This window comes from Rhodococcus sp. P4_C10 (assembly GCF_056402135.1).
In genome coordinates, this window is sequence record NZ_JBFUHZ010000054.1 from 57212 (window position 1) to 70138 (window position 12927).

Below are 12927 nucleotides of genomic sequence, written 5' to 3' on the forward strand. Positions count from 1 at the left end.
CACCAAGAGGAGCTCACCGTGCATCCCTACTCCCTGTCCGCGCTCAACGCGGACCGACGCTCCCGCGACCTCGCCGCCCTCGGCGACCGTCCCGAGGTCGACGTGCTGGTGATCGGCGGCGGCGTCACCGGCGTCGGCGCCGCGCTCGACGCCGCGGCCCGTGGGCTGCGGGTGCTGCTGGTGGAGCGTCACGACCTGGCCTTCGGCACCAGCCGGTGGAGTTCGAAGCTGGTGCACGGCGGGCTGCGTTACCTGGCGACCGGCAACGTCGGGATCGCCCGCGAGAGCGCCGTCGAGCGGGGCATCCTGATGACCCGAACGGCCCCGCACCTGGTCCGGGCGATGCCGCAGCTGGTGCCGCTGCTGCCCTCCGTCGGCGCGTTCGAGAAGTCGCTGGTGCGAACGGGGTTCCTCGCCGGTGACCTGTTGCGGGCGACCGCCCGGACGCCGTCGTCGGTGCTGCCGCGGTCGCGTCGGGTCTCCGCGGACCGGGCCGCGGAGATGGCCCCCGCGGTCCGGCGGGAGGGTCTGCGCGGCGGGCTGCTGGCCTACGACGGCCAGCTCGTCGACGACTCCCGGCTGGTGGTCGCGCTGGCCCGGACCGCGGCCCTGCGCGGCGCCACCGTCCTGACCAGGGTGGGGGCCTACGACGTGACCGGCGACTCGGCGCGGCTGCGCGACGAGCTGACCGGCGAGGAGCTGACCGTCCGGGCCAAGGCCGTCGTCAACGCGGCCGGCGTGTGGGCGGGTCAGATCGACCCCGAGATCCGGCTCAAGCCCAGCCGCGGCACCCACCTGGTGCTCTCGGCCGAGGCGCTCGGCAACCCGACCGCGGCGTTGACGGTGCCGATTCCGGGGGAGACCAACCGATTCGTCTTCGCGCTGCCCGCGCAGCTCGGCCGGGTGTACCTGGGACTGACCGACGAGGCCGTCGAGGGCGAGATCCCCGACGTGCCGACGGCCGCCGACTTCGAGGTCGACTTCCTGCTGGACACCGTGAACACCGCGCTGGGCACCCCGCTGACCCGCGACGACGTGCTCGCCACCTACTCGGGACTGCGGCCGCTGCTGGACACCGGCGAGGGCTCCACCGCCGACCTCTCGCGCAACCACGCGGTGCTGCGCTCCGCGAACGGGGTGATCAGCGTGGTCGGCGGCAAGCTCACCACCTACCGGAAGATGGCGCAGGACGCCGTCGACCTGGCGGTGCGTGAGAGCGGGCTCGAGGCCGGGCCGTGCCTGACCGCGGACCTGCCGCTGGTGGGGTCCGGCCCCGCGCCCGGCGCCGGTCCGGTGCCGCGGGACCTGCCCGCGTCGTTGACGCTCCGGTACGGGGCCGAGTCGGCGGCGGTGGCCCGCGCCGGGGAGCTGACGCCGGTGGCCGAGGGCATCGACGTCACCCGGGCCGAGCTGGCGTTTGCGGTGAGCCACGAGGGCGCCCTCGACGCGGACGACCTGCTGGACCGCAGGACCCGGATCGGTCTGGTGCCCGCCGACCGGGAGCGGGCGCTGGCCGCGGCGACGGAGGCGTTGGCGCGCAGCTGATTTCCCGGTCGTGGGGGGCGTCGGGCGACGAATTTCGTCGGGCGCACAATTTAGGACTGCTCCTGTCCGCAATCGCTCGTAGCGTGGTCCCTACCGACATGAAGGAAGGGACCACACCGTGACCATCTCATCGCAGCCCGAACTGACCGGCGAGCGCGCCGACATCCTCTCGATCCTCGCCGACCAGCGCCGGACGTTCCTCATCGCCTACCGCGGGCTCGACGACGCCGGCGCGCGCACCCGCTCGACGGCCAGCGAGCTGACCCTGGCCGCGCTGCTCAAGCACGTGGCGGGCACCGAACGGAACTGGCTCGAGACGCTGCTCGAACGCGACGAGAACGCCGAGTTCGACATGGCCACCGCGACCGAGAGTTGGACGGTAGCCGAGAACGACACGGTCGAATCGCTGCTCGCGCAGTACGACGCCGTCGCCGCCGCGACCGAGGCGGCGGTGGCGTCGCTGCCCGACCTGGACCTGCTGGTGCCGTTGCCGACCGCGCCGTGGGCCCCGGAACGCGAGTGGTGGACGGCGAGAAGGCTGCTGCTGCACGTCATCCGGGAGACCGCGCACCACTCGGGGCACGCGGACATCATCCGCGAGTCGCTGGACGGCGCGAACACCACGATGCAGATGGGCGCGGACGCCGGCATGGAGTTCTGACCCACCGGCGGGAGCGCAGTTTCGCCCGGCGGGACCGGGTCCCGCCGGGGTAACGTCGGGCCTTGTGAGTATTCGACTCGGATACCAGATGCCCAACTTCAGCTACGCGAAGCCGGTCGTGGAGTTGTTCCCCACCGTCGTCGCCCAGGCCCGGGAGGCGGAGGCCGCGGGCTTCGACACCGCCTTCGTGATGGACCACTTCTACCAGTTGCCCGGCATCGGGGAACCGGACGAGCCGATGCTCGAGGCCTACACCGCGCTGGCCGGCCTGGCGGCGTCGACCTCGAGCATCCAGCTCTCCGCGCTGGTCACCGGCAACACCTACCGCAACCCGGCGATGCTGGCCAAGACCGTCACCACCCTGGACGTGGTCAGCGGCGGGCGTGCGGTACTCGGGATCGGGGCCGGCTGGTTCGAGCTCGAACACCGCCAGTTCGGTTACGAGTTCGGCACTTTCACCGAGCGATTCGAACGGCTCGGGGAGGCCCTCGAGATCATCGTGCCGATGCTGCGCGGGCAGCGGCCGACATTCGAGGGCAAGTGGTACCGGACCGAGGGCGCGATCAACGAGCCCCGCATCCGTGACGACCTGCCCGTGCTGCTCGGCGGCGGCGGCGAGAAGAAGACCTTCGGCTTCGCGGCCCGCTACGCCGACCACCTGAACATCATCTGCAACGCCTCGGAGCTTCCGCGCAAGCTCGACGCGCTGGCGCAGCGCTGTGAGGAGGCGGGCCGCGACCGGAGCACCCTCGAGACGAGCTTCCTCGCGTTCGTGATGATCGACGAGGACGGCGACCGCGCCCGGCAGCTGCAGCGTGAGTTCCTGCTCTCCCGCGGCGTCGACCTGTCGACGCTCTCGCCGGAGGACCGGGCCGCCGCCACCGACCGGCAGTTCGTCGGCAGCCCGGACGAGGTGGCCGAACAGATCCAGACCCGGGTCCTCGACCACGGCGTCGACGGGATCGTGATCAACCTCGTCGCCAACGGCGAGGAGCCGGGGATCGTGGAGTTGGCGGGCGCGGCCCTGCGCCCACTGGTGATCGACTGACCACCGGGGGTGTGGTGACGTGACGCCCGGACCCGGGTCCGACAGGCAGGACGAACGGTTCCGTCAGCTGACGGCGCCGCGGTCGGCGGCGGTCGCCGGCATCCTCTTCGGGGTCCTCTTCGGGACCAGCCTGGTGCTGATGCGCACCGCGCTACCGGCCGATCCGTTCGCCGTGACCGCCTGGACGGGGAGCGCCGCCTCGCGAATGGCCGCCGCCCTGGTGCTGGCGCCGTTCGCGGGCATCGCGTTCTTGTGGTTCATCGGCGTCGTCCGCGACCGCCTCGGCGACCTCGAGGACCGGTTCTTCGCGACGGTGTTCCTCGGTAGCGGGCTGCTGTTCCTGGCGATGGCCTTCGTCTCGACGGCGGTGGCCGGCGGGATCCTCGCGATGTCCCGGCACGCAGGCGGCTCCGAGGCGGAGATCGTCTACTTCGGCCGCGAGGTGATGCTGCAGGTCAGCAACGTCTACGCGGTGCGGATGGCCGGGGTGTTCATGATCTCGCTCGGCACGATCTGGCTGCGCACCGGCCTGATGCCGCGCTGGTTGGTGCTGACGACCTACCTGCTGTCGCTGACTTTGCTGCTGGTGGTCAGCCTCAGCCTCTGGGTGACGCTGGTGTTCCCCGCGTGGGTCCTGGTGATCAGTGTCTTCATCCTCGTCGCCCGCCGGCCCGGCCCGGCAACGGACGGGTGACGGCACAGGCCGTTGCCGCCGCGGTCGCGGCTCGTCCGCCGCACTGGTGACGGGCCGCCCGCGGGCACTGTGGCACCCTGGGCGGATGCGAGTCGCCGTTGTCGCCGGGCCCGATGCCGGCCATGCCTTTCCCGCCATCGCACTGTGCCTGAAACTGCTTGCCGCGGGCGAGGATCCGGTGCTGTTCACCGGTGACCGATGGCTCGAGCAGGCGCGGGCGGCGGGGATCAGCGCACGTAAGCTCAAGGGGCTCGCGCCGCGCCCGGAGGACGACGACCTGGACGCCGGTCAGCGGATCCACTCCCGGGCCGCGCACATCTCCACCGAGATCCTCCCGGACCTGAGTGCCATGCTGCCGGACCTCGTGGTCTCGGACATCCTCACCGCGGGCGGCGGGATGGCCGCCGAACGGCTCGACGTGCCGTGGGTGGAACTGTCCCCGCACCCGCTCTACGCCCCCTCGAAGGGGCTGCCGCCGATCGGCAGTGGCCTGGCGCCGGGGGAGGGGCTGCGTGGGCAGGCCCGCGACGCGCTGATGCGCGCGGCGACCGGGCGTTCGATCAAGCAGGGTCAGCGGCAGCGCTCGGCGGCCCGGGTGAGCATCGGCCTGCCCGCCGTCGACCCCGGCCCGGTGGCGCGCCTGATCGCGACGATGCCGGCGCTGGAGGTGCCGCGGCCGGACTGGCCGGAGGACGCGCACGTGGTGGGGCCGCTGCTGTGGGAGCCGACCACCGAGGTGCTGGACCCGCCGCCCGGCGACGACCCGCTGGTGATGATCGCGCCGTCGACCGCGTTCACCGGGGCCGAGGGCATGCTCGAGACCGCACTGGCCGGGCTCGACGGCGCCGGGGTGCGGGTCGTCGCGTCGATGCTCGACGCCCCGCCGGCCGACCTGCCGTCCTGGGCTCGGGCCGGGTTGGGACGCCAGGACGTGATGCTCGGCCAGGCCGCCGCGGTGGTGTGCGGCGCGGGCCACGGCATGCTGGCGAAGGCGTTGATGGCGGGGGTGCCGGTGGCGGCCGTGCCCGGCGGCGGTGACCAGTGGGAACTGGCCAACCGGGCGGCCCGGCAGGGCAGCGCGGTGGTGGTGCGCCCGCTGACCGCACAGACCCTGCGGGAGGCGGTGCTGCGGGTGCTGGACGAGCCCGGCTTCGCGGAGTCGGCGCGAGGTGCCTCCGAGGGGCTCGCGGAGGTGGCGGACCCGGTGGCGGTGTGCGTGGCGGCAGCGCAGGGGCGCTAGCGTGGTGTGGTGAGACTGACCGAGTTCAACGAGCTGGTGCACGGCCAGTTCGGGCGCCTGTACGGCGAATCCCTGCTGGTGGACCACGTGCTGACCAGCCTGGGCGGCGTGACCGCGGCGCAGGCGATCGAGGCGGGTCAGGAACCGCGGGACGTGTGGCGCGCACTGTGCGCGGACTTCGAGGTGCCGCGTTCGCGCTGGTGACGGCGAGGCCGCCGGGAGACGCAACGCGTCCAGGCGGTTCGAAAGTTGACTCGAACAGATGTTCCCTTATGCTGAGGGGGTTCTGTTCGGTGGCCTCGCGGCCGTCCGCGGCGCCGGTGGTCTTCCGCCGGGTTCGGGCCCGACCCGAGACCGGACCTACGCAAGGTTGTCGGTACCCCGCTCTAACGTAACGGCATCACGGAACACAGATCGCCGACGAGCCCGGATCTTCATCCCGGACCACCGGACGAGACGCTGACTAAGGAGAACTCGATGGCACCTCAGGCAAACGATCGCGACAAGGCGCTCGAGCTCGCGCTGGCGCAGATCGACAAGAACTTCGGCAAGGGTTCGGTGATGCGCCTCGGTGAGGAGTCCCGCCAGCCCATCGCGGTGATCCCCACCGGCTCCATTGCGCTGGACATCGCGCTGGGCATCGGTGGTCTGCCCCGCGGCCGGGTCGTGGAGATCTACGGCCCGGAGTCCTCGGGTAAGACCACGGTGGCACTGCACGCGGTCGCCAACGCCCAGGCCAACGGCGGCATCGCCGCCTTCATCGACGCCGAGCACGCGCTCGACCCGGACTATGCCGCCAAGCTGGGCGTGGACACCGACGCGCTGCTGGTCTCCCAGCCGGACACCGGTGAGCAGGCCCTGGAGATCACGGACATGCTGATCCGCTCCGGCGCGCTCGACATCCTGGTCGTCGACTCCGTGGCGGCCCTGGTGCCCCGCGCCGAGATCGAGGGCGAGATGGGTGACAGCCACGTCGGCCTGCAGGCCCGGCTGATGAGCCAGGCGCTGCGCAAGATCACCGGCGCGATGAACAACTCCGGCACCACCGTCATCTTCATCAACCAGCTGCGCGAGAAGATCGGTGTGATGTTCGGCTCCCCGGAGACCACCACCGGCGGTAAGGCGCTCAAGTTCTACGCGTCGGTGCGCATGGACATCCGCCGCATCGAGACGCTCAAGGACGGCAGCGACGCGGTCGGCAACCGCACCCGCGTCAAGGTGGTCAAGAACAAGGTGGCGCCGCCGTTCAAGCAGGCCGAGTTCGACATTCTCTACGGTCACGGCATCAGCAAGGAGGGGTCGCTGATCGACATGGGTGTCGAGCACGGCTTCATCCGGAAGTCGGGTTCCTGGTTCACCTACGAGGGTGACCAGCTGGGCCAGGGCAAGGAGAACGCCCGCAAGTTCCTGCTGGAGAACACCGACATCCGCGACGAGATCGAGAAGAAGATCAAGGAGAAGCTGGGCATCGGCGCGGACGTGACCGCGTCCGACAAGGACGCGGACCCGGTCGACTTCTAGGTCGCCGCCGATGCGTTCCGGTGATCCGGTGACCGTGCCGCCGGCCCAGCAGGAGGTGCAGGCCAAGGACCTGTGCCTGCGCCTCCTGACTGACCGGCCCCGCAGTCGCGCGGAACTGTCGAAGAAGCTCGCGGACAAGGGTTACGACGAGGGCGTCAGTGCCCGGGTCCTCGACCGGCTGACCGAGGTCGGACTGGTCGACGACGCCGCGTTCGCCGAGCAGTGGGTGCGTTCCCGGCACGTGTTCTCCGGCAAGGGGAAGCGGGCGCTGGCGATGGAGCTGCGCACCAAGGGCGTGGCCCCGGAGGTCGCCGCGGTCGCCCTCGACCAGATCGACGGCGACGACGAGCGCGAGCGCGCGGTCGAACTGGTCCGGCGCAAGCTGCGCACCACGTCGCTGGACTTCGAGGTGGACGGGCCCGGCGGTCGCAGCAGCGAACGCGACCGGGTGGTCCGCCGGCTGGTGTCGATGCTCGCGCGCCGCGGCTACCCGCAGGGCATGGCGTTCGACGTGGTGAAGACCGAACTGGCCCAGGCCGGTACGGACACCGACGGACTCGGCGCGGACTAACCAGACGGACTGGTGGGGCCTGACCCGACGGCCTCGGTGTGGACTGGCCCGATGGGGACTGGCGCGGCGGCCTCGCTGGGAGGCCGCCGGTCAGGCGGGCCGCTTGTCGGTGAAGGTCATCACGTCGTCGATGCCGGGCGCCCCGTCGATCACATCGGCGTCCAGCGGCGCGATCGGTGGGCGTCCGCCCTTGCGCCCGGTCCGCAGGCGCTTCTCGAGCCAGGTCGCGAAGTAGGACAGCCCGAAGTTGATGATGATCATGATGATGCCGACCACGACCAGGGCCGCGAAGAAGTTGCGGTAGTACGAGGCCGCCTGCTGGCCGCTGCGGACGATCTCGACGTAGCCGATCTGGTAGCCGAGCGCGGAGTCCTTCAACGCCACCACCATCTGCGACACCAGCGCCGGCAGCATGGACGTGATCGCCTGCGGCAACAGCACGAGCCGCATGGTCTGCCCCTTGCGCATGCCCATCGCGACCGCGGCCTCGGTCTGCCCCTTCGGCAGCGAGTAGATGCCCGCGCGGAGGATCTCCGCGATGACCGACCCGTTGTAGAGCGTCAGGCCGACGACCACGGCGGCCAGCGCGAGTTCGCCCGAGGGGAACACGCCGTACTGCGCGAACGCCTGGTACGCGAAGATCATCAGGATCAGCACCGGGATCGCCCGGAAGAACTCGACGAACGCCCCGGACACCCACCGCACCCAGCGGTGGTCGGAGAGCCGGCCGACGCCGAGGACGGCGCCGAGGACGAGCGCGAACACCAGCGAGAGCCCGGCCGCGACGAGGGTGCCCTTCAGGCCCGGCAGCAGGTACGTGGTCCAGGTGTACTGGTTGAGGAACGGCGACCACTTGTCCGCCTCGAACTGCCCGTTCTCCGCCAGCACACGCAGCACGTACAGGCCGACGACGACCAGCACGAGTCCGAACGCGATCGCCGTGATCCGGTTCCTGATCCGGGCCCGCGGGCCGGGGATGTCGAAGAGGACGCTTGCCTGATCGGTCATCGCTTCACCGCCAGTCGCTTGCCGAGGTAGCCGAAGAGGAACCCGATCGGCAGCGTCAGGACCATGAAGCCGATCGCGAAGATTGCGAACACCACGAACAACTGATCCGCCTCGTTCTCGATCATCGTCTTCATCAACAGGGACGCCTCGGCGACACCGATCGCCGAGGCGATGGTGGTGTTCTTGGTCAGTGCGATCAGCACGCTGCCGAGCGGCGCGACGACCGCACGAAAGGCCTGCGGCAGCACGACCAGCCGGATGCCCTGGCTGAACGAGAGCCCCAGCGAGCGGAAGGCCTCAGCCTGCCCGACCGGGACCGTGTTGATGCCCGAGCGCAGTGACTCGCACACGAAAGCCGAGGTGTAGACGATGAATCCGAGCACCGCCAGCCGGAAGTTGTTGGTGTCGATGAACGCCGGGTCGCCCTCCGGGGCGAACGCCACACCCAGGTTCTGGTACAGCCCGATCGAGGTGAACACGATGATCAGGGTGAGCGGGGTGTTGCGGACGATGTTCACGTACGCCGTCCCGGTCGCCCGGAGGATCGGCACGGGGGAGACCCGCATCGACGCGAGCAGGGTGCCCCAGACGAGGGAGCCGATGGCGGACCAGAACGTGAGTTGGATCGTCATCCAGAATGCGCTGATCAACTGGTCGCCGTAGGTGTCGAGCAGTCGTCCCATGTTCACCTCCTTCAGGTTGGCGGGTCAGTAGCGGTCGACGGTGGGCGGCGGTGGCAGTGTGAGGCCCGAATCGCCGAGGGACTTCTCCCACGCGGCCTGCCAGGCGCCGGTGGCGATCATGTCCTCGATCGCGTCGTTGATCTTCATCCGGGCCTCCGTGTCGCCCTTGGGCAGCCCCACCCCGTACAGCTCGGTGGTGAAGGGCTCGCCCGCGAGCTTGAACTCGCCCGGGTACTGGGCCGCGAAGCCGGCGAGGATGATGTCGTCGGTGGTCAGGGCGTCCACCTTGCCGCGGTGCAGCGCCTCCACACACGAGGAGTAGCTGTCGAACTGCTGCAGCTGCACTCCCGGGTAGGACTTCTTGATCTTCTGCGCCGGCGTGGAGCCGGCCACCGAACAGAGCTTCTTGCCGCCCTCCAGCGACTCGGCGCCGGTGATGGAGTCGTCGTCGGCGCGGACCAGCAGCGACTGTCCGGCGACGTAGTACGGCCCGGCGAAGTCGACGACCTTCTTGCGGTTGTCGGTGATCGAGTAGGTGCCGACGACGTAGTCGACCTCACCGTTCTTGATCAGCGTCTCGCGCTGCGCGGAGGGTGCTTCCTTCCAGGTGATGCCGTCCTCCGGCACCCCCAGGTAGTTGGCGATGTACTTGGCGACGTCGATGTCGAAGCCGGACATCGTCTTGTCCGGTTCGCGCACGGCGAGGCCGGGCTGGTCGAACTTGGTCCCGATGACGAGGTGGCCGTCCGCGGCGTCCTGCAGGACGTCGCGGGGCTCGCTGCTCCCGCAGGCGGACGCCGTCACGACGACCGCGAGGAGCAGTGCCACCGCGGTAGTGGCCTTGCGAAGTCTCACCGTCCGCGCCTTCCCGCTCAGTGTCCGAGGATCTTGCTGAGGAAGTCCTTGGCGCGGTCGGACTTCGGTGCGGTGAAGAAGCTGTCGGGGGTGCTGTCCTCGACGACGACCCCGTCGGCCATGAAGATGATCCGGTCCGCGGCCTTGCGGGCGAAGCCCATCTCGTGGGTCACCACGAGCATGGTCATGCCCTCCTTGGCGAGCCCGACCATCACGTCGAGAACCTCGTTGACCATCTCGGGGTCGAGTGCGGAGGTCGGCTCGTCGAACAGCATGACCTTCGGGTTCATCGCCAGTGCCCGCGCGATCGCGACGCGCTGCTGCTGCCCGCCGGACAGCTGGGCCGGGTACTTGTCGGCCTGGTTGGCGATGCCGACCCGGTCGAGCAGTTCGAGTGCCTTCGCCTTGGCGTCGGCCTTGTTCTTCTTGCGGACCTTCATCGGCGCGAGCATGACGTTCTCGAGGATCGTCTTGTGCGCGAAGAGGTTGAAGGACTGGAACACCATCCCGACGTCGGCGCGCAGCGCGGCCAGCGCCCGGCCCTCGGCGGGCAGTTCATTGCCGTCGATCGTGATGGTGCCGGAGTCGATCGGTTCGAGCCGGTTGATCGTCCGGCACAGGGTCGACTTGCCGGAGCCGGACGGCCCGAGCACCATCACCACCTGGCCGGTCGGCACCTCCAGGTCGATGTCCCGCAGAACGTGCAGCGCACCGAAGTGTTTCTGCACCGACTTCATGGAGATCATCGTGGGGCGGACCACCGCCGACGCCGTAGTTCCGGATTCGTCCGCATGCGTCATGGTTGCAGACTTTATGCGGTCGGAGGGGCCGTTGTCGCATCTGGGTGGCGCGGCGCCCGCGGCGTTGTGGATTCTTTACTGCGCGGATTCGCTCCGGAGGTGCCTCTCGGCGGACGGGCCGTCCGCGGCAGCCAGGTGGGCGACGCATCGGCCCGGCGTCGACCACGGCCCCACCCGGATCGCGGCGTCCGGGTGGCCGAGCCGGCCGACCAGCCCCCGCAGCAGGCCGAGGTGCACCGCGCAGACCACCTCGGCGTCGACGGCGAGCAGGTCGGCGTACGGGCAGGCGTGCAACGTCAGTTCCGCGGAGTCCGGCCCCGCCTCGGTGATCTCGGGGTCGTAGCCCAGCCGGTCCAGGACGTCCGCGGCGGTGCGGACCGCGTCGGGCATGGTCTGTGGGGCCGACGGCGTCAGGGTCGCGAGTTCCTGCGCCGCCCAGTCGTCGCCGGCAAGTTCGGCGCGCCGTGAGCCGGACCCGGGGCAGTCGCGGTGCTCGCCGGACCCCGTCCAGCGTCCGATCAGCACGGCCGCCAGCCTGCCGTACCGGCCGGACTCGCGGTCGACGTCCGACTGCACGGCGCGGTAGAGCAGCTGGGGCCGCCCCCGGCCGGTGGGCGGCGCGGGCGCCGTGCGCACCAGGCCGGCCTGCTCGAGCGCGGCCAGGTGGAACCGGACCGTGGACACGTGCAGGCCCGACTCGTCCGCGAGGTGCCGCGCGTCGAGCGCCGCCGCGCTGCGGGAGAGCAGGTCGAGGAGGCGTCGCCGGCTGGGTGACGCCAGGACGGCATGCGCCGCGGTGCGCGGTGACCGCCGGTCGTTCATTCGCCAATTCTATATTAAAAACGACTGGATTCGTGTTTAATCGGGGGAGGTGACGAGCGCCGACCTGGGAGGATTCCATGGGTGTCGAGCATTCGGTGAACGACCGGTCGCGGTTCGCGCGTGCGAGGGGTGCGACGCGATGACCGCCACGTCGCCCGGGCCGGCACTCGACACCGAAGCCGCGCGGCCGTACCCCGCGCGACTCGGTCCCAAGGGCACCTACATCTACAAGATGGTCACCACGACCGACCCGAAGACCCTCGGGATCATGTACATGGTCACCTCGTTCGCCTTCTTCCTCGCGGGCGGGCTGATGGCCCTGCTGATGCGGACCGAGCTCGCGGTTCCCGGGATGCAGTTCCTGTCGAACGAGCAGTTCAACCAGCTGTTCACCATGCACGGCACGATCATGCTGCTGCTGTACGCGACCCCGATCGTGTTCGGTTTCGCGAACTACATCCTGCCGCTGCAGATCGGCGCGCCGGACGTGGCGTTCCCGCGGTTGAACGCGCTGAGCTACTGGCTGTACCTGTTCGGCGCGCTGATCGCCATGGGCGGGTTCCTCACCCCGGGTGGCGCGGCCGACTTCGGCTGGACCGCCTACAGCCCGCTGACCGACGCGGTGCACTCGCCCGGCGTCGGCGCGGACCTGTGGATCATGGGCCTGGCCGTCGCAGGCGTCGGCACCATCCTCGGTGGCGTCAACATGATCACCACGGTGATCTGCCTGCGTGCCCCCGGCATGACCATGTTCCGGATGCCGATCTTCACCTGGAACATCTTCATCACGATGATCATGGTGTTGCTCGCGTTTCCGATCCTCACCGCGGCTCTGATGGGCGTGTTCGTGGACCGGCACCTGGGCGCGCACATCTTCGACCCGGCCAACGGCGGGACCCTGCTCTGGCAGCACCTGTTCTGGTTCTTCGGTCACCCCGAGGTCTACATCGTGGCGCTGCCGTTCTTCGGCATCGTCACCGAGATCATCCCGGTGTTCTCACGCAAGCCGCTCTTCGGCTACAACGGAATGGTCTACGCGACGATGTCGATCGCCGCGCTGTCGATCGCCGTGTGGGCGCACCACATGTACGCCACCGGCGCCGTGCTGCTGCCGTTCTTCTCCTTCATGACGTTCCTCATCGCGGTCCCGACCGGCGTGAAGTTCTTCAACTGGATCGGCACCATGTGGAAGGGCCAGGTCACCTTCGAGGCGCCGATGCTCTTCTGCCTGGGATTCATCATCACGTTCCTGTTCGGCGGCCTGTCCGGCGTCATCCTCGCCAGCCCGCCGCTGGACTTCCACGTCACCGACAGCTACTTCGTGGTGGCGCACTTCCACTACGTGCTCTTCGGCACCATCGTGTTCGCCACCTACGCCGGCATCTACTTCTGGTTCCCGAAGATGACGGGCCGCCTGATGGACGAGCGCCTCGGCAAGTGGCACTTCTGGACCACCTTCATCGGCTTCCACACCACGTT

At 69.8% G+C, this 12927-nt stretch carries 14 protein-coding genes; 9 read left to right on the forward strand and 5 right to left on the reverse strand.

Annotation, left to right across the window (positions count from 1 at the left end; translation table 11 throughout):
* Nucleotides 1–18: 18 nt before the first annotated feature.
* The 8 genes from AC1DWC_RS24090 (at nucleotide 19) to recX (ending at nucleotide 7280) form a co-directional block, all read left to right on the forward strand.
* Nucleotides 19–1545 (forward strand): glycerol-3-phosphate dehydrogenase/oxidase, encoded by a 1527-nt coding sequence (locus AC1DWC_RS24090; protein WP_477912101.1) that lies wholly within the window; start codon nucleotides 19–21, stop codon nucleotides 1543–1545.
* A gap of 118 nt (nucleotides 1546–1663) precedes the next feature.
* On the forward strand, nucleotides 1664–2206 hold the full coding sequence (locus tag AC1DWC_RS24095) for a DinB family protein (protein ID WP_477840561.1): 543 nt from the start codon (nucleotides 1664–1666) through the stop codon (nucleotides 2204–2206).
* Between the two features lie 64 nt (nucleotides 2207–2270).
* On the forward strand, nucleotides 2271–3254 hold the full coding sequence (locus AC1DWC_RS24100) for an LLM class F420-dependent oxidoreductase (protein ID WP_477912103.1): 984 nt from the start codon (nucleotides 2271–2273) through the stop codon (nucleotides 3252–3254).
* A gap of 19 nt (nucleotides 3255–3273) precedes the next feature.
* Entirely contained in the window at nucleotides 3274–3948 is a 675-nt protein-coding gene (locus AC1DWC_RS24105; RefSeq protein WP_477912105.1) for a hypothetical protein, read from the forward strand.
* An 85-nt stretch (nucleotides 3949–4033) separates the two neighbouring features.
* On the forward strand, nucleotides 4034–5188 hold the full coding sequence (locus AC1DWC_RS24110; protein ID WP_477912107.1) for a glycosyltransferase: 1155 nt from the start codon (nucleotides 4034–4036) through the stop codon (nucleotides 5186–5188).
* Between the two features lie 9 nt (nucleotides 5189–5197).
* On the forward strand, nucleotides 5198–5392 hold the full coding sequence (locus AC1DWC_RS24115) for a DUF3046 domain-containing protein (protein ID WP_477840567.1): 195 nt from the start codon (nucleotides 5198–5200) through the stop codon (nucleotides 5390–5392).
* Nucleotides 5393–5665: 273 nt separating this feature from the next.
* Nucleotides 5666–6709, forward strand: a complete 1044-nt coding sequence (gene recA / locus AC1DWC_RS24120; RefSeq protein WP_072844104.1) for a recombinase RecA — start codon at nucleotides 5666–5668, stop codon at nucleotides 6707–6709.
* A gap of 10 nt (nucleotides 6710–6719) precedes the next feature.
* Complete coding sequence (gene recX, locus AC1DWC_RS24125) at nucleotides 6720–7280, forward strand: recombination regulator RecX (protein WP_477912109.1); 561 nt, start codon at nucleotides 6720–6722, stop codon at nucleotides 7278–7280.
* Between the two features lie 90 nt (nucleotides 7281–7370).
* On the opposite strand, the gene AC1DWC_RS24130 is transcribed toward recX, so the two are convergent.
* The 5 genes from AC1DWC_RS24130 to AC1DWC_RS24150 form a co-directional block, all read right to left on the reverse strand.
* Nucleotides 7371–8288, reverse strand: a complete 918-nt coding sequence (locus tag AC1DWC_RS24130; RefSeq protein WP_477912110.1) for an amino acid ABC transporter permease — start codon at nucleotides 8286–8288, stop codon at nucleotides 7371–7373.
* The gene (locus AC1DWC_RS24135; RefSeq protein ID WP_477912111.1) at nucleotides 8285–8971 is read right to left on the reverse strand and encodes an amino acid ABC transporter permease; all 687 of its coding nucleotides are present in this window, start codon (nucleotides 8969–8971) and stop codon (nucleotides 8285–8287) included. Before AC1DWC_RS24135 ends, AC1DWC_RS24130 begins: the two co-directional genes overlap by 4 nt.
* A 24-nt stretch (nucleotides 8972–8995) precedes the next feature.
* Nucleotides 8996–9826 (reverse strand): glutamate ABC transporter substrate-binding protein, encoded by an 831-nt coding sequence (locus AC1DWC_RS24140; RefSeq protein WP_072844099.1) that lies wholly within the window; start codon nucleotides 9824–9826, stop codon nucleotides 8996–8998.
* Nucleotides 9827–9843: 17 nt separating this feature from the next.
* The gene (locus AC1DWC_RS24145) at nucleotides 9844–10572 is read right to left on the reverse strand and encodes an amino acid ABC transporter ATP-binding protein (RefSeq protein ID WP_477912119.1); all 729 of its coding nucleotides are present in this window, start codon (nucleotides 10570–10572) and stop codon (nucleotides 9844–9846) included.
* 129 nt (nucleotides 10573–10701) lie between these two features.
* The gene (locus AC1DWC_RS24150; RefSeq protein WP_477912112.1) at nucleotides 10702–11448 is read right to left on the reverse strand and encodes a helix-turn-helix transcriptional regulator; all 747 of its coding nucleotides are present in this window, start codon (nucleotides 11446–11448) and stop codon (nucleotides 10702–10704) included.
* Between the two features lie 139 nt (nucleotides 11449–11587).
* Here AC1DWC_RS24150 and AC1DWC_RS24155 point away from each other — a divergent pair.
* On the forward strand, nucleotides 11588–12927 hold a 1340-nt coding region (locus AC1DWC_RS24155; RefSeq protein ID WP_477912113.1), incomplete at its 3' end, for a cbb3-type cytochrome c oxidase subunit I.